The 17,144-nt window shown below is 57.4% G+C and carries 19 protein-coding genes and 2 pseudogenes; 11 read left to right on the forward strand and 10 right to left on the reverse strand.

Annotated elements, in window-relative coordinates:
- The 4 genes from GT756_RS07570 to GT756_RS26140 form a co-directional block, all read left to right on the forward strand.
- Positions 1-558, forward strand: a 558-nt coding sequence (locus tag GT756_RS07570) for a hypothetical protein (protein WP_216846583.1), incomplete at its 5' end; no start/stop codon positions are given.
- 100 nt (positions 559-658) lie between these two features.
- Positions 659-898 (forward strand): hypothetical protein, encoded by a 240-nt coding sequence (locus GT756_RS07575; RefSeq protein WP_160124650.1) that lies wholly within the window; start codon positions 659-661, stop codon positions 896-898.
- On the forward strand, positions 898-1,215 hold the full coding sequence (locus tag GT756_RS07580) for a hypothetical protein (protein ID WP_160124651.1): 318 nt from the start codon (positions 898-900) through the stop codon (positions 1,213-1,215). The genes GT756_RS07575 and GT756_RS07580 overlap by 1 nt, the downstream gene beginning before the upstream one ends.
- Positions 1,216-1,226: 11 nt before the next feature.
- Positions 1,227-1,913, forward strand: coding sequence for a hypothetical protein (locus tag GT756_RS26140; RefSeq protein ID WP_243817547.1), 687 nt, complete (start codon positions 1,227-1,229; stop codon positions 1,911-1,913).
- A 162-nt stretch (positions 1,914-2,075) separates the two neighbouring features.
- Here GT756_RS26140 and GT756_RS07590 read toward each other — a convergent pair.
- Positions 2,076-2,768 (reverse strand): annotated as a pseudogene (locus tag GT756_RS07590) (LysR substrate-binding domain-containing protein); the annotation flags it as partial.
- 114 nt (positions 2,769-2,882) lie between these two features.
- Complete coding sequence (locus GT756_RS07595) at positions 2,883-3,365, reverse strand: cold-shock protein (protein ID WP_004203243.1); 483 nt, start codon at positions 3,363-3,365, stop codon at positions 2,883-2,885.
- Between the two features lie 191 nt (positions 3,366-3,556).
- On the opposite strand from GT756_RS07595, the gene GT756_RS07600 reads away from it, so the two are divergent.
- Positions 3,557-4,255 carry an RluA family pseudouridine synthase gene (locus GT756_RS07600; RefSeq protein ID WP_017899855.1) on the forward strand — a complete coding sequence of 233 codons (699 nt, stop codon included), beginning with the start codon at positions 3,557-3,559 and terminating at the stop codon, positions 4,253-4,255.
- Positions 4,256-4,279: 24 nt separating this feature from the next.
- Here the strand turns inward: GT756_RS07600 and GT756_RS07605 are convergent, their stop codons facing one another.
- Positions 4,280-4,819, reverse strand: coding sequence for a DUF2058 domain-containing protein (locus GT756_RS07605; RefSeq protein WP_004203232.1), 540 nt, complete (start codon positions 4,817-4,819; stop codon positions 4,280-4,282).
- 115 nt (positions 4,820-4,934) lie between these two features.
- Entirely contained in the window at positions 4,935-5,264 is a 330-nt protein-coding gene (locus GT756_RS07610) for a gamma-glutamylcyclotransferase family protein (protein ID WP_004203231.1), read from the reverse strand.
- A 297-nt stretch (positions 5,265-5,561) separates the two neighbouring features.
- On the opposite strand from GT756_RS07610, the pseudogene GT756_RS07615 reads away from it, so the two are divergent.
- The 3 genes and pseudogenes from GT756_RS07615 to GT756_RS07625 form a co-directional block, all read left to right on the forward strand.
- A pseudogene (locus GT756_RS07615) lies at positions 5,562-5,924 on the forward strand (VasL domain-containing protein); the annotation flags it as partial.
- Positions 5,925-6,055: 131 nt separating this feature from the next.
- Positions 6,056-6,970, forward strand: coding sequence for a sugar ABC transporter substrate-binding protein (locus GT756_RS07620; protein ID WP_017899852.1), 915 nt, complete (start codon positions 6,056-6,058; stop codon positions 6,968-6,970).
- Positions 6,971-7,053: 83 nt separating this feature from the next.
- On the forward strand, positions 7,054-7,383 hold the full coding sequence (locus GT756_RS07625; RefSeq protein WP_004203225.1) for a DUF1869 domain-containing protein: 330 nt from the start codon (positions 7,054-7,056) through the stop codon (positions 7,381-7,383).
- A gap of 86 nt (positions 7,384-7,469) precedes the next feature.
- Here the strand turns inward: GT756_RS07625 and ychF are convergent, their stop codons facing one another.
- Together ychF and pth are read right to left on the reverse strand one after the other, a co-directional pair.
- Positions 7,470-8,561 carry a redox-regulated ATPase YchF gene (ychF, locus tag GT756_RS07630; RefSeq protein ID WP_004203224.1) on the reverse strand — a complete coding sequence of 364 codons (1,092 nt, stop codon included), beginning with the start codon at positions 8,559-8,561 and terminating at the stop codon, positions 7,470-7,472.
- Positions 8,562-8,678: 117 nt separating this feature from the next.
- Positions 8,679-9,263, reverse strand: a complete 585-nt coding sequence (gene pth / locus GT756_RS07635) for an aminoacyl-tRNA hydrolase (RefSeq protein WP_160124652.1) — start codon at positions 9,261-9,263, stop codon at positions 8,679-8,681.
- A gap of 272 nt (positions 9,264-9,535) precedes the next feature.
- On the opposite strand from pth, the gene ychH reads away from it, so the two are divergent.
- Entirely contained in the window at positions 9,536-9,811 is a 276-nt protein-coding gene (gene ychH, locus GT756_RS07640) for a stress-induced protein YchH (RefSeq protein WP_002910437.1), read from the forward strand.
- Positions 9,812-10,033: 222 nt separating this feature from the next.
- Positions 10,034-11,080 (forward strand): MerR family transcriptional regulator, encoded by a 1,047-nt coding sequence (locus tag GT756_RS07645; RefSeq protein WP_160124653.1) that lies wholly within the window; start codon positions 10,034-10,036, stop codon positions 11,078-11,080.
- Here GT756_RS07645 and dauA read toward each other — a convergent pair whose 3' ends face one another.
- The 4 genes from dauA to lolB all read right to left on the reverse strand — a co-directional run bounded on the left by dauA (position 11,081) and on the right by lolB (position 15,601).
- Positions 11,081-12,760 carry a C4-dicarboxylic acid transporter DauA gene (gene dauA, locus GT756_RS07650; RefSeq protein ID WP_004203219.1) on the reverse strand — a complete coding sequence of 560 codons (1,680 nt, stop codon included), beginning with the start codon at positions 12,758-12,760 and terminating at the stop codon, positions 11,081-11,083.
- A 250-nt stretch (positions 12,761-13,010) separates the two neighbouring features.
- Positions 13,011-13,958: a ribose-phosphate diphosphokinase gene (gene prs, locus GT756_RS07655; protein ID WP_002910407.1), complete on the reverse strand. Its 948-nt coding sequence runs from the start codon at positions 13,956-13,958 to the stop codon at positions 13,011-13,013.
- Positions 13,959-14,141: 183 nt separating this feature from the next.
- Positions 14,142-14,990, reverse strand: a complete 849-nt coding sequence (ispE, locus tag GT756_RS07660; protein WP_174562437.1) for a 4-(cytidine 5'-diphospho)-2-C-methyl-D-erythritol kinase — start codon at positions 14,988-14,990, stop codon at positions 14,142-14,144.
- The gene (lolB, locus tag GT756_RS07665; RefSeq protein WP_004203216.1) at positions 14,990-15,601 is read right to left on the reverse strand and encodes a lipoprotein insertase outer membrane protein LolB; all 612 of its coding nucleotides are present in this window, start codon (positions 15,599-15,601) and stop codon (positions 14,990-14,992) included. The genes ispE and lolB overlap by 1 nt, the downstream gene beginning before the upstream one ends.
- A gap of 271 nt (positions 15,602-15,872) precedes the next feature.
- On the opposite strand from lolB, the gene hemA reads away from it, so the two are divergent.
- Entirely contained in the window at positions 15,873-17,129 is a 1,257-nt protein-coding gene (hemA, locus tag GT756_RS07670) for a glutamyl-tRNA reductase (protein WP_002910404.1), read from the forward strand.
- The last annotated feature ends 15 nt before the right edge of the window (positions 17,130-17,144 follow it).

Below are 17,144 nucleotides of genomic sequence, written 5' to 3' on the forward strand. Positions count from 1 at the left end.
CTCCCGGACGCTATAGCACCACAGCCGTCAGATACTCACTGGCTCGTAACGGTATGGCTGAAAATGTCCAATCGTGGTGCGGGGACGGTATCCAGCGGAAATAACCAAACGCTGAGTTTCTCAACCACAACAATTAACGATGCGACTAAATCAATGCTGACGCTGATATGCAACCCAGCAACTGACGCGGCTCCGACGTCAATTACCGTTCATGCCCGCGGTAAAAACTACAGCGGCCTGGCCTCAGCGCTGGCGTCAATTTATGACAACGCACTCCACCAGGTTGCTTTTGAGCTACAACTGAGTAGCGATGGCACACAACAGCAGTTAACAGTATATGTTGATGGCGTGGCAGTATATACGTCTGGGTATGCAGCTGTGGCTACAACCGTGCCGGATGCACCAACGCAGAAATATATCGGCGCTTCGTCTGTGTTCCCGCTTTCCTGGGCTGGCAAATTCTATCGATGCAGAAAAGACGATCTAACCGCAACCACACTGACAACTGCACAAATTCTCGCGGCAGACTCTTCCTCGATCGGTTCCCGCTTCTCATAAGTCGATTCCTGTTGGGGTGATTGATAGGGATTACCAGCATTGATCTGCTGGCCTATAAAAACTACTGTATATAAAAACAGTATTTATCGGAGGGCAGATCATGCTTCGACAGTCAGATATCGCCGCGGCTTTCCGCGAGTCGGTTTTGCGCAGTTCCAAGGGGTTCCAGTACCTTCACACCCGCGACTTCGTTACCGCGCTGCGCCGGCGCGGCATCCACTTATCTGAGGTGGAGGCGAACTCCTGGATCGCACGCGAGCAGACGTATTTCGTCGATAAGACGCCGGACCATAGCGAAAACAGGCTGTGGATGATGGCCAACATGGGGAGGGTCATCTGATGGGGTTCCCGTCTCCGGCGTCTGACTACGTCGAGCAAAGGCTGTCTGTTAACTCGATCTGCAATGTCGGGCCGAACACGCTCCTGTTCGAGCGTTCTGGCGGTTACGTTGTGCTGGATATTTCCCTTAAGCCAAAGCAGGGAAGCCAGCTGCTTATACAGCACAGCGGCGGGACGGAACTTGCCACGCTGAGAGGAAAGTCACTGATTACCGAAGATGGCGAAGCGATCGAGGGTGAAGCCCTGGACGATGTTACTGTCATCGGCGTCGTGACGTTTACTATATGCGATGTTCGTTCCGATAATTCTATTATTTAAATGGGGTATATATGGCGCTGAAGCTATTAGCCAATAATAACGCAAAGAGTGTTCTCGCTGCGGGTATTAGCGCGTCCGCTACCGTTATTACCGTCGGTACGGGAGCAGGGGCTTTATTCCCCGTTCCGGTATCTGGCCAGAGTTATTTCAAATTAACAATAACCGATGCAGCCACAAAAACCATTTCCGAAATCATGCACGTCACGTCTGTTTCTGGTGATGTGATGACGGTAATTCGTGGGCAGGAGGGGACCACTCCGCGCGTATGGTCAACAAACGATATTGTTGCGAACTTGATGACCGCAGGAACTTTCACATCCTGCCTGCAAACTGCTAATAACTTCTCAGAAATAAAAGACGCTGGTAGCGAAGCTCTCGACCAGGCGTTAGCAAACATAGGGTTTGCAAAGAGAATATTCGGCGCCTCTGATTATATAAGGATTCCAGATGTTGATGGCGGCCTGATTATTCAGTTTGGATCTGGAGTTATTAATTCACCTTCAGGTAGCGTTGTGTTCCCTACGCCATTCCCAAACTCTGCTTTGGTTTTTGTGCCTGTAAAAAACTCTGATGCAGCAGCTCGTTTTGTGTCTTTCTCAAACCTGACCAAAACGGGAGTGGATGTTTATGGCTGGATAGCGGGAGGCACCACGACGGCGAACGTCGATAACTTCAACTGGATAGCCATCGGCTACTGATGGCTCACGATCCTGGAAGAATTCGCGTGATGGGGCATGAGTGGGGCATGGGAAATCAGTGAATTTCGCCAAATATTGCAAACAACGCATATTGGTTGCTATCTCCAGCCATTAAAAATGGCGCTCCTGGACGATATTTGTCGATTTTTAAATTTCCAGCGTCACCGTGGTGACGTGGCGGGTTTCGCAAATGCTTGGCCGCGCCGGCGTCAGATGCGCCAGCTCCCGGTCGAGCAGCGTCCGGTTGCCGGAGACCCGATCGAGGCCAATATAATCCTGTTCAAAATATGCCTGCCAGCTGAGGTGCGTCCTGCCTGCCAGCGGATGGTCATGCCGACAGGCGGCGACATAGCGGTCGTCGGCCAGCGGGGTGAATTCGATGCTGGCCGGCAGGTTTTTGGCAAAGCAGAGCCCAAAGTCAGCCTGTCCGCTGCTGACCGCCTCGATCACATTCCCGACGCTGCTGTCAATCAGCCGGATACGCACCTGGGGATAACGCGCCTGAAAGCTGCGGATGATGTCCGGCATAAAGTAGTAGGCGGCAGAGGGTACCGTCGCCACCGTCACCAGCCCGGTGCGCGCCTTGCTGACCTGGCTGATATCCGCCAGCACCGTCTCGACGTGGGCCAGCAGCTGCTCTGAACGTTCGGCAAAATTCTGTCCATACAGCGTAAGGGTCACGCGGCGGGTGGTGCGCTCGAACAGCCGGTTGCCCAAGGCGGTCTCCAGCTTTTCGATGCGCCGGCTGAGGGCCGACTGCGACAGGCAAATGGATTCTGCGGCCAGCCGAAAGCTGCCATACTCCATCAGGGCGCGAAAGGCATAGAGATCGTTGAAGTCAAAATTTACGGGCATGGCGGCGGCATCCTTATCGGCTGTCTGACGCCTCGCCCCGTCCGGTGAGGGGCGATGGCGACGAAAATCGGCTCGGCAGGTGACTGGGCGCGCGGCTGACCGCACGCCGGGTCGTCAAACCTTGAGCAGTTTTACCGTGGCATCGATATCGATTTCGTCTTCCGAGAAGATCAGGGTTGTCCCCTGAAAGGTGGTGATCGCCAGCTTTTTCACCGAGCGCATCTCTCCCGGCTGCACCGTGGATTTTGGCCGGATGCTGTTCATCAGCAGCCCGACCGACAGCACCGCGTTTTCTTTATCCACGCGGGTCTCGACCGGCTCTTCTTCCCGGTAAACCACATAGGACTTGATGGAGGTCAGCTTCAGCCGCTCGCCGGCGATATAGATATATTTGCTCTCCGGAATGACCTTGACCGCGTAGGCCGACAGCCCTTTATTGTTGGTGGTTGGTTCGAAAGTCACCGCCGCGTCTTTCTTGATGAGATCGGGATTGGCGACCTTAATCACATGAAAATACCGGTTTTCGCCGTTTTCATCTTTGATAAATCCAAAACCTTTATCTTTAAACCACGTTGTGATTGTTCCGTTCATCGCCATTACCGTTCTTACTCGTTGGTTAACTCAAATTTTGCAGCGCGCAGTGTAAAGCACATTGCCTGCGCAGACCATGCCTTTACGATAAGTGTGGGTGATAAATGACACCGCCGCGAGGGCGGATCGTGCGCCAGCGTCGTACCGGCGGACAAAATGGGGTACTATCGCCGGCCACTCCTTCTTCGGGCCGCCTGATGTCCACCATTATCGATACCTTTGTCGCGCCGCCGTGCCGCGACCAGATCACCCTCTTGTATCAGGATGAACACCTGCTGCTAATCAATAAACCGGCCGGGCTGCTGAGCCTGTCAGGCAAAGATCCGCGCAACCTCGACTCTGTCCATCATCGACTGGTCCAGCGCTTTCCGGGCTGTACCCTGGTACACCGCCTTGACTTCGGCACTTCCGGTCTGATGGTGGTCGCCCGCAACAAGGGGATTAACGCTGCGCTGTGCCAACAGTTCAGCCAGCGCACGGTGGGTAAGGTCTATACGGCGCTGCTGTGCGGCCATCTGCCGGAAGACGAGGGGGGCGTGGAGGCGGCGATCGCCAAAGACCCGGCCCGTTTCCCGCGCATGTCGATCAGTGTCCGGCACGGCAAACCGGCGCGTTCGCGCTACCGGGTCATTGACCGCCTGTACCAGACGCGGGAAGGGGAGAGGGCGCTGGCGCTGACGAGGGTGGCGCTTACCCCGGAGACCGGGCGCACCCATCAGCTGCGGATCCACTGTCAGCTGCTGGGCTATCCGATCCTTGGCTGCGATCTGTATGGCGGCCGGGAATTGCCGGGCACGGAACAGGCTCCGCGGCTGATGCTGCACGCCAGCGAGCTGCGCTTTGTCCATCCCGTCAGCCGCGAGCCGATGCATATCCAGCAGGCAAGCTCGTTCTGATCGCCTGCCGCCGGAAGCCCGCGATCACCACATCAGGTCGTCGGGCACCTTAAAGTCGGCGTACGGATCGTCTTCATCCTGTTCATCCTGACTCAGGGCGCTGTGCAACACGATGCTGCTGGCATCGCGCTGGGCAATTTTCTCTGCCACGACCGCCGGAATAATCGCATACTCCCCTTCAGGTTTGTTATCCACCGCCAGGCGGGCAATCGCCAGACGGCCGTTAATCAGCTGGGTTTGGGTGGTCTTGTCGACCATGATTTTTTTGATCAGATTATTATCGGTAAAGTTAAAGCCGATATCGCCCCGGGCGACCGTAATGCGGTTCATCTCAATCAGCTGCTTGACCTGGGCTTTATACTCTTTCGCCAGCATCGCCTGCTTTTGCTGCTCGCTGAGCAGTTTATCGCGCTCCAGCTGGGCTTTTTTATTCTCTTCCACCGCTTCCCGGGCCTCACGGGCCTGCACGCGGGATTTTTTCGCCGTTCTCTGGACTTTGGCCATTTTTTTGCTGCTGACCAGGCCGGCTTTGAGCATCTGCTCTTGTAAGGTAAGTTTTGTCATTTGCGTATCTGAAGCTTAGGAAACATCTGGCCAGTATACCTGCATTGGCGGAAACGACGCCAGACCCGCGGACGTGCTGGGCCGCTGTGGCCAGTAGCGCGATACTGGCGGGGGATTACTCCCGGGGCTGGAGCTGATAAATCCAGGCGCTGACCTGCTGTCCATCGTCGGTGGTCACCTCAACCGACACCCGATCGTACCCCTCCTCAAACTCGTCCAGCATGGGCCAGTGCGCCGCCAGCCGGTCGGACAGGAACAGATAGCCGTTGACCCGCGGGCCGTTGGCGTCGAGGACGATCCCCGGAAAATCAGCGGCAGCGCCCCAGCCGCGCGCGTAAAAGGTGCCAGTGACGTAGCCCGGACGCCACTCGCCCCCGATCGTCTCCAGAATATGCGCATTGCTGCGACCGGGACAGAGCGTCCCATAGACAAATAACGGTTTCATTGTTCCTCTCGCGATCGTGACTTCATCCGCCCACAGCGGAAACCCAAAATACGGGGTAATGTAGCGCCTGGCAATGGCCGGGTGTTGATCCGCCACCTCAACCGCCAGCAGTACCTTGACGCTCGCTCCGCCCGCTAATCCTCGCGCTGACAGACATCATGATGACAACACATACAGACCTCCGCTATTAAACCGGTGGCGACCCGCGCACGCTGGCCGATTTTATTGCGCTGCGTGCAGAAATGAACAAGCTCAACCACCCGGCGCGGCCGAATATTAACTGGCCGTATGCCGAGCAGCTTGCCCGCGGAACACCTCACCGGCTGGGCGGAGGGCATGCGGCAGCTGCAACGGCTCGCCGGTCAGCTCAATGCCCTCGACGAGCAGAAGGGGAAGCACCTGACGGTGAGCGAACTGAAAACGGCGGTGTTTGCCATCATGCAGTCGCTTAACCGCGCCGTTCCGCTGGAAGAGCAATTGCGCGAGGTGGCCGCGCTCCCCGTGGGTCAACCCTGGTCTGCCGCCCGCGGCAGCCTCGCCGAACTGCATCTGCAACAGCCGATCGTGGAGAATGCCCTACTGAAGCGAAATCAGCCGGCCTCGCCGCCCGCTGCGCTCCCCGAAACCGGTGAGGCCTTGATGAGTGAGGCGGTAAAATAAAATGTGCGCATGGCAACATTTTCTTTACATCATGATTGCAAGAACCGAACGCCCTTCGTAGTCTGAAAATGATTTAAATATACCGTTTGTGTTTATATTGAAAATTTTATTTCGACCTCTGAGGGTATGCTATGAAGCACTGTAAAATCATCCTGTTAGTAGGCCTTCTGGCCAGTTCCGCTTCGGCATTAGCGGAGAAGATCGGCGTCTCGATGGCTTACTTCGATCAAAACTTTCTCACCATTATCCGTCAGTCCATTGAGAAAGAAGCTCAAGCCCGTCACGTCGATGTGCAGTTCGAAGACGCCCGCGGCGACACCGGACGCCAGGCCGATCAGGTGCAGAGCTTCATCGCCTCCGGCGTGGACGCCATCATCGTGGACCCCGTGGACTCCGCCAGCACCCCGCAGCTGACGAAGATGGCGCAGCAGGCCAGAATGCCGCTGGTGTATGTGAACCGGACGCCGGGGGATAAAACGTTACCGCCTGGCGTGGTGTTTGTCGGATCGGACGAGCGGGAGTCCGGTACATTACAGATGGAAGCGCTGGCGAAGCTGGCAAACTACAAAGGCAACGTCGCCATCATGATCGGCAATCTCACCGATGCCGGCGCGCTGCAGCGCACCAAAGACGTAGAGCAGGTGGTGGCCAAATACCCGGCGATGAAAGTGGTGCAGAAACAGCCGGCCAACTATTCCCGCAGCGAGGGAATGGATCTGATGCAGAACTGGGCAGGCAACGGGGAAGAGATTGATATTGTGGCGGCGAACAACGATGAGATGGCGATTGGCGCGGCGATGGCGCTGGAGAAGAGCCAGAAGAAGTTGCTGATCGGCGGGATCGACGCCACGCCGGATGGGCTAAAAGCGTTGGCCAGCGATAAGATCCAGGTAACAGTCTTCCAGGATGCCGTTGGTCAGGGCAAAACGGCCTTAGCGGTGGCGCTGAAGCTGATTAAAGGAGAAAAAGTCGAGTCCCATGTCTGGATCCCGTTTGAGTTAGTGACCAAAGAAAATATGCAGACCTATGTGGAAAAGAGTCATTAACGGCAAGGCGGAAGTGTTCGAACTTTGCTGATAAAACCGGGCTGAGAATGTGTCGCCCGGGCAATGAAACCGGAGGATAAGACATGGCAATGGCAAAAAGCGGTTATACGCTGCAGGTGATAAAGGCAGGGCAGCAGGGGCATGTTGAAATGAGGTGGGGGCATCTCGCGGAAGTCGATACGCGCGCGGCGGCGGCGACCATCGCGCAGCATATCGGGCGACCCTCGTCAGCGGCGGATCCGCAGGAGATTAGCCTGTCGCTGACCAATGCTGCCAGCGGCATCTCGGTGGAGCTTCATCACCCGGCCTCAGGGGAAAGCGCCACCCCGGCTTTTATTGAGGACGAGTTAAAAAAGATTGTGCAGATCGTTGATGGCTACGAAGCGGCAGAAGAGACCCATATCGTGGAGTAGCGCGCCGTCTGGCGCACGAAAAAAAATCCACGCCGGAGCGTGGATTTTTTATTACTCGATGGCGGCAGAAATGCCAGCCAGCGGGATCAGACGTTGAACAGGAAGTTCATCACATCGCCATCTTTGACGATGTAATCTTTACCTTCAGCGCGCATTTTACCGGCTTCTTTCGCGCCCTGTTCGCCTTTGTAGGCGATAAAGTCTTCATAAGCGATGGTCTGCGCGCGGATAAAGCCTTTCTCGAAGTCGGTGTGGATCTTACCGGCTGCCTGCGGCGCAGTCGCCCCTACCGGGATGGTCCATGCGCGCACTTCTTTCACCCCAGCGGTGAAGTAGGTCTGCAGGTTCAGCAGGGCGTAACCAGCGCGGATCACGCGGTTCAGACCCGGCTCTTCGAGGCCCAGCTCAGCCATAAACTCGTCACGTTCTTCATCGTCCAGCTCGGCGATGTCCGCTTCAACCGCGGCGCACACCGGCACCACCACAGACCCTTCCTGCTCGGCGATGGCGCGAACCTGATCGAGGTACGGGTTGTTCTCGAAACCGTCTTCATTGACGTTCGCGATGTACATGGTCGGCTTCAGGGTCAGGAAGCTCAGATAGCGGATGGCGTCTTTCTCTTCTTTGGTCAGATCCAGCGCGCGCAGCATACCGGCGTTTTCCAGCTGCGGCAGGCATTTCTCCAGCGCGGCCAGCTCAACTTTCGCGTCTTTATCGCCGCCTTTGGCTTTTTTGGAGACGCGGTGAATCGCACGTTCGCAGGTATCAAGGTCAGACAGCGCCAGTTCGGTGTTGATAACGTCGATATCTTCCGCCGGGTTCACTTTCCCCGCGACGTGAATGATATTGTCGTTTTCGAAGCAGCGAACCACGTGACCGATAGCTTCGGTTTCGCGGATGTTGGTCAGAAACTGGTTGCCGAGACCTTCGCCTTTGGACGCGCCTTTAACCAGGCCCGCGATATCAACGAACTCCATGGTGGTCGGCAGGATACGCTGCGGTTTGACGATTTCAGCCAGCTTGTCCAGACGCGGATCGGGCATCGGTACGACACCGGTGTTCGGCTCAATGGTACAGAAGGGGAAGTTGGCCGCTTCAATACCCGCTTTGGTGAGCGCATTGAACAGGGTGGATTTGCCGACGTTGGGCAAACCGACGATACCGCATTTGAATCCCATGATTTAAATCACCTTAATCTTTGGATAATCAATCTGTTACAAGGAACAGATTGCAGAAAATTGAATAGCTTTGCCTATTATACACGGTGCGCGGCAAAAATGCCGCACGACAACGGCTTATTGCGCCTTAAAGGCGTGTAAACGGTTGGTCGCTTTGGTGAGACCATCCTTTAACCAGATTTCCGTACAGCGCGCCGCTTCGTCGACGGCATCATCAATCAGTTTCTGCTCGCTGGCCGGCGGTTTGCCGAGCACAAAGCCGACAACCTTGTTTTTATCGCCCGGATGGCCGATCCCGACGCGTAAGCGGTGAAAGTTCGGGTTATTGCCGAGCTTGCTGATGATGTCCTTCAGGCCGTTGTGGCCGCCATGGCCGCCGCCAAGCTTAAATTTCGCCACGCCCGGCGGCAAATCCAGCTCATCATGGGCAACCAGAATTTCGTCCGGGTTGATGCGATAAAAGGTTGCCATCGCGGCCACGGCTTTACCGCTAAGGTTCATAAAGGTGGTGGGCACCAGCAGGCGAACATCCTCGCCCGCCAGGTTGATGCGCGAGGTGTAGCCGAAGAATTTGCTCTCTTCGCGCAGCGGCGCGCGATGGCGATCCGCCAGTAAATCCACATACCAGGCGCCAGCGTTGTGCCGGGTGGAGGCATATTCCGCACCGGGGTTGGCCAGGCCGACAATCAGTTTAATGGTCACGTTTTCTATCCTGCATGGGGCATTCTCTGCCGCGTAGTGTACTGTCTGCGGGCGCGCTTGACAAAATTCTGGCTATAAGACAATACCGGCATTGATGATTTACTCACTAAATCATTAGAATTTGATATGGTTCATAGACTTATTTGTAAATTTTTGTCTATTCGCTGTTCACTAATGTGATCGTGGGCGCACTCCGCAGAAGAGACCTTGTCTATACTACACCTATAAGATTTGGGGACATTCCCTGGCAACCCAAAGTCCGGAGGTGACACATGAAACGCAAAAATGCTTCGTTACTCGGTAACGTACTCATGGGGTTAGGGTTGGTGGTGATGGTTGTGGGGGTGGGTTACTCCATTCTGAACCAGCTTCCGCAGCTTAACCTGCCACAATTCTTTGCGCATGGCGCTATCTTAAGCATCTTCGTCGGTGCTGTGCTCTGGCTGGCCGGAGCCCGTATTGGCGGCCACGAGCAGGTCAGCGACCGCTACTGGTGGGTGCGCCACTACGATAAACGCTGCCGTCGTAACCAGCATCGTCACAGCTAACCGCAACCGCATTTTCCGCATCGGCCTTCCGAGGCCGATGCGTTTTTCTCTGACTCTCGTTATCGCTTCTTCTTTTTCCCGCCATATAACGACCCCCATTCCGACCTGAGCTTCGTGATGCTATGGTTGCCGCCAAAAGTGAATATTAAGCGCGTTTTATGCTTGACCCTGACGTTACGTCAGGCAGCAGAGTAGCGGACCTGGCCACAGAGAGGAGCAGTCATGTTAATTCAGGTGGGAGAGCTGGCGAAGCGCGCCGGACTGACGGTGCGTACGCTGCATCATTATGAACAGACGGGGCTGTTAACGCCTTCGGCCAGAAGCGAGGCGGGCTATCGGCTCTATAACCTGTCAGCGGTTCAGCGCCTGCATATGATAAAGGCGCTGGCGCAGACCGGGCTGACGCTCGCCACCATCAAGGACTATCTCGATCGGCAAACGCTGTCGCTGCCTGAGCTGCTGACGCAGCAGATAGAGACGCTGAATGACCAACTGCGTGATGTCGCCAGGCTGCGCGACCGGCTGTTGGCGCTGCGCGAGGCGCTGGCGAGCGGCAATGAACCCGATCTGGAGTCCTGGCTACAGACGCTGGAGTTAATGAAAATGTACGATCGTTGGTTTAGTCAACAGGAGTTAGCCGCGCTGCCGTTTGCGGCACAGGATGAACAGCGCGCCCAGGCGTGGCGCGAGCTAACGGAGGAGGTGCAGACGCTGATGGCGAGCGGCTGCCCGACGGACAGTCCGCAGGCGATGAGTCTGGCGACGCGCTGGATGGAGCGCCTGGAGCAGGATACAGCAGGGCGCCCGGAGTTTCTGACCCGCCTGAACGCGATGCATGCCGCCGAGCCGCAAATGGTTGAACAGACCGGCGTCACCCCGGCCATCATCGCCTTTATCACCGAGGCCTTTGCCGAAAGCAAACTGGCCATCTGGGCGCGGTATCTCGACGATGAAGAGATGGCGTTCACCCGCCAGCACTATTTCGACCGGCTACAGGAGTGGCCTGCGCTGGTGGCGAAGCTGCATCAGGCGTGCCGGGAGGGCATAGCGCCGGATTCAGCTTCGGGTCAGGCGCTGGCCCGGGCGTGGCTTGAGCTGTTTCAGTCCTACGCCGGTACCCGGCCGCAGACGTTGCAGAAGTTTCGTCGGGCAATGGAGCAGGAGCCGCATTTGATGAAGGGCACCTGGATGACGCCGGCGGTGCTGAGCTGGCTACAACAGGCGACGGGGGCGGTGATGCGGCAGGTGCAGGGGCCTGCCGCCGGGTGATCACAGGTCAGCCAGCGCGGCCTGACGATCGGGGTAGAAGCTCAGGCGGCCTGGCAGCGGCTTGACGCCGGCGCGCGCTAACGTGCGTAGCGGCTGAAACTCGAGGTTAGATACGCGCAATTCACAGCCTTCCGGCAGCTTGTTCACAAAGCGCTGGAAGGCATCCAGACCGCCGGCGTCGAGAACCGGCACGGCGTCCCACTTCAGCACCACGATGCGCTTGCCGGCGATCCGGGTCTCCAGATCGTTGAATAAACCTTCGGCGGCGGCAAAGAATAGCGGACCGATCACCCGCAGCACCAGCACATCGTCTGGCACTTCGACGTTGACCGGCGCCAGATGCGTCATGCGCGCGATACGGCGCATAAACAATAGCGAAGCCAGCACGATCCCGACGCTGATGGCGATCACCATATCAAACAGCACCGTCAGCGACATGCACATCAGCATCACCACGATGTCGTCCTTCGGCGCGTGGCGCAGCAGATTGATGACTTTATGCGCCTCACTCATGTTCCATGCCACCATCAGCAGCAGGGCGGCCATCGCCGACAGCGGCAGCCAGGAGAGCAGCGGGGCGAGGATAAGCAGCGCCATGATCACCAGCAGGGCGTGGATCACGGCGGCAACCGGCGATGTGGCGCCGGCGCGCACGTTCGCCGCCGAGCGGGCAATCGCCGCGGTGGCGGTGATCCCGCCGAAGAACGGCGCAACGATGTTGCCTAGCCCCTGGCCAATCAGCTCGCTGTTGGCTTTATGCTTGGTACCGGTCATACCGTCGAGCACCACCGCGCACAGCAGAGATTCAATCGCGCCGAGCATCGCCATGGAGAAGGCGGCAGGCAGCAGCGCCTGCAGCGAAGCCCAGCTCAGGGTAAAGCTGGAGCCCGGCATATCCCAGGGCAGCACCAGCTGCGGCAGCAGCTGCGGAATGCCGTTGCCCTGAGTGCCGTCCGCCAGCTGATAGTGAAACTGCGAGCCGATCGTCGCCACATCGCCGCCGAGCAAGTTGACCACCAGCATCACCGCGCAGCCGGCCAGCAGCGCGGGGAGGTGGCCCGGCAGACGGATACCCAGCCGCGGCCAGAAGATCAGGGTGCCGAGGGTGACGACGCCGATGGCGGCGTCCCCGACGTTAATGGTCGGCAGGGCCATGGCCAGCGCGGCCACTTTCTGCAGATAATGCTCCGGCACATGGGGCATCTGCAGGCCGAGAAAATCCTTAATCTGCATGGTACCGATAGTGATACCGATCCCGGAGGTGAAGCCGAGGGTGACCGACAGCGGGATATATTCGATCAGGCGGCCAAAGCGCGCCAGGCCGAAAAGAATTAAAAAGATCCCCGACATCAGCGTCGCCACCAGCAGCCCCGCCAGGCCGAACTGCTGGGAAACCGGATAGAGGATCACCACAAAGGCGGCGGTCGGGCCGGAAACGCTAAAGCGCGACCCGCCGGTTAAGGCGATCACAATCCCTGCCACCGCTGAGGTATAGAGGCCGTACTGCGGCGGCACACCGCTGCCAATCGCCAGCGCCATCGCCAGCGGAATCGCAATGATCCCGACGGTGATCCCGGCGATCAGGTCACGCGTGAAGCGGGCGGTGGTGTACTGTTCTTTCCAACAAGCGTCGATGAGGGCGCGGAAAGGCATCACATGTGAGGAAAATAATCTGTTCACAATAATGTTTCATCCATGAGCGCATCATCTGTCAACTAAATGGCAGGTGAAGGAGGCATTGATCATTTCCACGTCATATTTCGGGATGCCTCTGTGTTGGCTGCGTTCATTTACCCCGGTCACGTACTGCCTGTACGCTCCCGGGGATTCATTCACTTGCCGCCTTGACGCATGCCGAATGATGTTGTGGAAGAATTAAAAATGCAGAGACAAAAAAACCCGCCGCAGCGGGTTTTTGTGCTCGGCTCGATTAATGTTCGAACATAGCAGAGATTGATTCTTCATTGCTGATACGGCGAATAGCTTCAGCCAGCATACCGGAGAGCGTCAGAGTACGCACTTTATCCAGCGCTTTAATTTCTGGTGCCAGCGGAATGGTATCGCAGACGACAAATTCATCGATCACAGAGTTTTTGATGTTCTGGATTGCGTTGCCGGAGAAGATTGGGTGCGTCGCGTAAGCGAATACACGTTTCGCGCCGCGCTCTTTCAGCGCTTCTGCCGCTTTACACAGGGTGCCGCCGGTGTCGATCATATCGTCGACCATCACGCAGTCACGACCAGCGACGTCGCCGATGATATGCATCACCTGGGAGACGTTGGCGCGCGGACGACGCTTGTCGATGATGGCCATATCGGTATCGTTCAGCAGTTTAGCGATAGCGCGAGCACGAACTACGCCGCCGATGTCTGGAGAAACCACGATCGGGTTGTCCAGGTTCAGCTGCAGCATATCTTCCAGCAGGATTGGGCTGCCGAACACGTTATCAACTGGCACATCGAAGAAGCCCTGGATCTGTTCTGCGTGCAGGTCAACGGTCAGCACGCGGTCAACGCCGACGCTGGACAGGAAATCCGCCACCACTTTCGCGGTGATTGGCACACGAGCAGAACGAACACGACGGTCCTGACGAGCATAACCGAAGTAAGGGATAACGGCGGTGATACGACCTGCCGAAGCACGACGCAGAGCATCAACCATAACAACCAGTTCCATCAGGTTGTCATTGGTGGGAGCACAAGTGGACTGGATGATGAAAATATCACCACCGCGTACGTTTTCATTGATTTGTACGCTGACTTCGCCGTCGCTAAAACGACCTACAGCGGCGTCGCCAAGAGAAGTGTACAGGCGGTTGGCAATACGTTGTGCTAGTTCCGGGGTGGCGTTACCAGCAAAAAGCTTCATATCAGGCACGAGAAGAACCTCAGGCATGCGTCCAGTGGTGGATGAATGGGCCAATAATGTGCGGGCTGGCGCCATTCGATCCAGTCGGTGTATTTAAAGAGCACGATGCAACGTCTGGAACAGGGTGACGTTGTCACCGTAACTCAATTTCCCCGGCTTACTCATGATCGTTGCGCCATCACAGCGCAGGAATCAGAGCAGGGCCTGCTTGAGCGGCGAGAGATTGACTCCGCGCGCCACAAAGCCATTTAGCCATGCCGGGGCAGTGTCCAGCACCTGACGGGCAGCGGATTCGGTGTTAAATTCAGCAAACACACAGGCCCCTGTGCCGGTCAGGCGTGACGGCGCATATTCTAACAGCCAGGAAAGCGCGGCATCAACCTCGCGAAAACGTTTTCTTGCGATAAGCTCGCAATCGTTGCTGAATTCACAATTTAATAACGTATTAATTGACCGGCGCGGGGTATTTCGTGGTAGCTCCGGGTCGCGAAAAATGATCGGCGTCGGAATACTGACGCCTGGATGAGCCACCAGGTACCATTTTTCCTCGGGCTCCACCGGCGTGAGAATTTCACCCACTCCCTCGGCAAAGGCGGCATGGCCGCGCACGAAGACCGGCACATCGGCCCCCAGCTGCAGACCAAGGGTCGCCAGCTCATCTTCCGAAAGCCCGCAGTCCCAGAGATGGTTAAGCGCCACCAGCACGGTGGCGGCATTGGACGAGCCGCCCCCCAGGCCGCCGCCCATCGGCAGGCGTTTATCGATACTGATATCGGCGCCGCTGCCCGCCGGCAGGCGGCCGCTTTCGCCGGCGGCGCGCATCAACAGACGCGCGGCGCGAATAATCAGATTTTCTTCATCCGGTACACCGGCCACCGGCGTCAGCAGACGCAGTTCGCCGTCAGCGCGCGGTTCGATGGTCAGCGTATCGCCATAGTCGAGGAACTGAAACAGCGTCTGCAGGGTGTGGTAACCATCGGCCCGCTGGCCGGTGATATATAAGAACAGATTCAGTTTTGCAGGTGAGGGCCAGCGGCTCATCATTTCACGATCCAGTTATCCATCTTCAGCTTGATGCGCTGGGCGCCATTGTTTAGCTCGACATTAGACGGCAGGGCTGGCTGGGTATCGGTGGTGTAGCCGCCGTAGGTGACGTGCCAGGTTTTGCCGTTTTGCGTGTAGTTCAGTTCGCGCAGACGGTACCGATCGTCCAGCGAATAGTCGGTGGCGTCACCCGGCAGGCCGATGATCCACTGGCGCAGGCTGTTCAGCGGGATCGGCATCCCGGTCAGGCGGCCAATCATCTCTTCGGCATCGGTGGCGGTATAGGTCTGGCCTTTGTTGTCGATCAGCTGCACGCTGCCCGGCTGGGCGGTCAGCGACAGCTCGGTGCTGCCCAGCGGGTTAGTTAGCAGCAGGCGATAGCGGTCCTGACCGGTTTGCTGCCAGAAGAAGCGGGCATAGACTTTTTGCTCGTCGGAGAGATAGGCAAACGCCCCGCGGGTCTGGAACTGGTTGAGGCTGCGAACAGCCTGCTGGTGCTGGCGCCACTGCGGCGAATCCGGGCTTTTGCCAGGCCCCTGGGGGGTATGAACAGAACAAGCGGTCAGGACGAGGCTGGCCAGCGGCAGCAGGCGGAACAGTCGATTCATAATGATGACAAATCCTTGATGTCTACAGTGAAATCCGGCGGCAGGGGAACAGCGGGCCGATTTGTGTAGCAGGTTACATTTATAACCCTTAATGCTAGCGTCGCCGGGCGATAGCGTCTACGTTCAAGTTGTCTGAAATCAAAAAATTAACCTTAATGGCGGTCTTGCTTTGGCTATTACTCCAAAAGGGGAGCCTCTCTTTTATTGATTACGCGCATCCTGTATGATGCACTCAGACTAACCTTAGCAACGCTGGTACTACTCCCTCACAATGACCCTTTTAGCTCTTGGCATCAATCACAAAACAGCTCCGGTCGCCCTGCGAGAACGCGTCACGTTTTCGCCGGAAACGCTCGATAAGGCGCTGGAGAGCTTGCTGGCACAGCCGATGGTGCAGGGTGGAGTGGTGCTGTCGACCTGCAACCGCACGGAACTCTATCTCAGCGTCGAAGAGCAGGATAACCTGCAGGAAGCGCTGATCCGCTGGCTGTGCAATTACCACGGCCTCAATGAAGAAGACCTGCGTAAAAGCCTCTACTGGCACCAGGATAACGACGCCGTCAGCCATCTGATGCGCGTCGCCAGCGGCCTTGATTCGCTGGTGCTGGGCGAACCGCAGATCCTCGGCCAGGTGAAAAAAGCCTTCGCCGATTCCAGCCGCGGCCACCTCAACGTGAGCGAACTGGAGCGGATGTTCCAGAAATCGTTCTCGGTGGCCAAGCGCGTGCGTACCGAAACCGATATCGGCGCCAGCGCCGTTTCCGTCGCCTTCGCCGCCTGTACCCTGGCGCGGCAAATCTTTGAATCCTTGTCGAGCGTGACGGTGCTGCTGGTCGGCGCCGGTGAAACCATCGAACTGGTGGCGCGTCATCTTCGCGAACATCACGTGCGCAAAATGGTGATCGCCAACCGCACTCGTGAACGCGCCCAGGCGCTAGCGGAAGAAGTGGGCGCCGAGGTGATTGCCCTTAGCGATATCGACGAACGGCTGAAAGAGGCCGACATCATTATCAGCTCCACCGCTAGTCCGCTGCCGATCATCGGCAAAGGCATGGTGGAGCGCGCGCTCAAGGCGCGGCGTAACCAGCCGATGCTGCTGGTGGATATCGCCGTCCCGCGCGACGTCGAACCGGAGGTCGGTAAACTGGCTAACGCCTACCTCTACAGCGTCGACGATCTGCAAAACATCATTCAGCATAACCTGGCGCAGCGTAAGGCCGCGGCGGTGCAGGCGGAATCGATCGTCGAGCAGGAGACCAGCGAATTTATGGCCTGGCTGCGCGCGCAGAGCGCCAGCGAGACCATTCGCGAGTACCGTTCGCAGTCTGAGCAGGTCCGTGAGGAGCTGACGGCGAAGGCGCTGGCCGCGCTGGAGCAGGGCGGCGATGCCCAGGAAATTATGCAGGATCTGGCGCGTAAGCTCACCAACCGCCTGATCCACGCGCCAACCAAATCTCTTCAGCAGGCCGCCCGTGACGGGGACGACGAACGCCTGCATATTCTGCGCAACAGCCTCGGGCTGGAATAGCGCACCTTTCTCTTA

Source organism: Klebsiella sp. Q2 (genome assembly GCF_009900705.1).
Lineage (GTDB): Bacteria > Pseudomonadota > Gammaproteobacteria > Enterobacterales > Enterobacteriaceae > Klebsiella > Klebsiella quasipneumoniae.

What these genes read in the sequence shown, in the direction of transcription:
- GT756_RS07645 (WP_160124653.1), top strand. Translation starts at nt 10,034, where the DNA reads ATGTTAATTCAGGTGGGAGAGCTGGCGAAGCGCGCCGGACTGACGGTG.
- lolB (WP_004203216.1), bottom strand. Translation starts at nt 15,601, where the DNA reads ATGAATCGACTGTTCCGCCTGCTGCCGCTGGCCAGCCTCGTCCTGACC.
- GT756_RS07595 (WP_004203243.1), bottom strand. Translation starts at nt 3,365, where the DNA reads ATGGCGATGAACGGAACAATCACAACGTGGTTTAAAGATAAAGGTTTT.
- GT756_RS07600 (WP_017899855.1), top strand. Translation starts at nt 3,557, where the DNA reads ATGTCCACCATTATCGATACCTTTGTCGCGCCGCCGTGCCGCGACCAG.
- ispE (WP_174562437.1), bottom strand. Translation starts at nt 14,990, where the DNA reads ATGAGCCGCTGGCCCTCACCTGCAAAACTGAATCTGTTCTTATATATC.
- ychF (WP_004203224.1), bottom strand. Translation starts at nt 8,561, where the DNA reads ATGGGATTCAAATGCGGTATCGTCGGTTTGCCCAACGTCGGCAAATCC.
- GT756_RS07610 (WP_004203231.1), bottom strand. Translation starts at nt 5,264, where the DNA reads ATGAAACCGTTATTTGTCTATGGGACGCTCTGTCCCGGTCGCAGCAAT.
- GT756_RS26140 (WP_243817547.1), top strand. Translation starts at nt 1,227, where the DNA reads ATGGCGCTGAAGCTATTAGCCAATAATAACGCAAAGAGTGTTCTCGCT.
- ychH (WP_002910437.1), top strand. Translation starts at nt 9,536, where the DNA reads ATGAAACGCAAAAATGCTTCGTTACTCGGTAACGTACTCATGGGGTTA.
- GT756_RS07580 (WP_160124651.1), top strand. Translation starts at nt 898, where the DNA reads ATGGGGTTCCCGTCTCCGGCGTCTGACTACGTCGAGCAAAGGCTGTCT.
- GT756_RS07575 (WP_160124650.1), top strand. Translation starts at nt 659, where the DNA reads ATGCTTCGACAGTCAGATATCGCCGCGGCTTTCCGCGAGTCGGTTTTG.
- GT756_RS07620 (WP_017899852.1), top strand. Translation starts at nt 6,056, where the DNA reads ATGAAGCACTGTAAAATCATCCTGTTAGTAGGCCTTCTGGCCAGTTCC.
- hemA (WP_002910404.1), top strand. Translation starts at nt 15,873, where the DNA reads ATGACCCTTTTAGCTCTTGGCATCAATCACAAAACAGCTCCGGTCGCC.
- GT756_RS07605 (WP_004203232.1), bottom strand. Translation starts at nt 4,819, where the DNA reads ATGACAAAACTTACCTTACAAGAGCAGATGCTCAAAGCCGGCCTGGTC.
- GT756_RS07625 (WP_004203225.1), top strand. Translation starts at nt 7,054, where the DNA reads ATGGCAATGGCAAAAAGCGGTTATACGCTGCAGGTGATAAAGGCAGGG.